This is a genomic window from Rhodococcus sp. C3V, from assembly GCF_029269915.1.
Lineage (GTDB): Bacteria > Actinomycetota > Actinomycetes > Mycobacteriales > Mycobacteriaceae > Rhodococcus_F > Rhodococcus_F qingshengii.
Genome location: NZ_JARJBE010000058.1, coordinates 1 through 1,053, shown reverse-complemented (window position 1 = coordinate 1,053; position 1,053 = coordinate 1). Strand labels below are relative to the sequence as shown.

At 56.5% G+C, this 1,053-nt stretch carries 1 protein-coding gene; it reads left to right on the top strand.

Going from position 1 to position 1,053, the window contains the following annotated elements; translation table 11 throughout:
- The first annotated feature begins 41 nt into the window (after nt 1–41).
- Entirely contained in the window at nt 42–584 is a 543-nt protein-coding gene (locus P3G66_RS31780; protein ID WP_276117882.1) for an AraC family transcriptional regulator, read from the top strand.
- Nucleotides 585–1,053 lie beyond the last annotated feature (469 nt).

The window sequence follows — 1,053 nt, the reverse complement described above, 5'->3', positions numbered from 1 at the left end:
ATTCACACGCATTGATTCTCTGATAGCGAGTGGCTCATCAAATGGGGTCCTACCATGCACACGGCGGCGAACTCGACGAGCGTGTTCTCGCGCCGATCTGCTTGCAGGAGATTGTGTATCTCCTTCTTCAGATCGTGTGCTGCCAAGGTCCGCTCGAGGTCGTCGCACGCGGGTCCACAGACGATCCCACACGGGCGGCGATTGAATACATCAGATCGCACCTTACAGATTCGATCACCGTGAACGACATTGCGCGAGAAGTTCAGCTCAGCGAATCTGCGTTTGCACACACTTTCCGCGCGAGAATCGGCGTAAGCCCCTACCAGTTCCTCAAATCTGAGCGACTCGACGCTGCGCGGCGAATACTACTGACCGGATCCGGTCCCAGTATCAGCGAAGTCGCACGCGCGGTGGGGTATTCGAGCGCATCCCACTTCATTACAGAGTTCAAGCGGAGATACACAGTCACACCTCGCGAATACGCGAACAGCAGCTACTCCTGCGCGGCTCTGGAGGCCATCGACGGAGCCGACCGCGCCCAGACGAGAACAGCAGAATTACTGCACCTTCCCGCTGACAAGTGATACGCGAAATGCTGCGGAGCTCGTAACGTCGATTCAACGCATCTACGCATCTACGCATCTACGCATCTACGCATCTACGCATCTTATCTAACGAAATCTGCACGGCACTGAATCCATCGGTTTGCGGAGCGCGAAACCGGTTGCTGCGATACAGAACTTAAAGAACAGGAGTCGACGATGCCAGCTAAGAAGATCCTCCTGGGAGTAAAGCCGCACTTGGGTTGCTGCTATTCTTGTTCCCCCTCATAACCAGCATGCTGCAAAACCGAAGGAGTGGAAGCACTCACAGGGAGTTTGCGTTCCAGTGTCGAACCGGCATCCCTCGCACAGACGCGAACGGCCATCGACACGGTCCAGGCGATGGCCTATCAACTCCAGCCCGAAACGCTGCTCGGCCTTCCCACGGGCACTAGTTGTTGCGGGTACGGACGTTGTTGACGCGGGATTGAAGTAGACGGGCTGGTCCTCG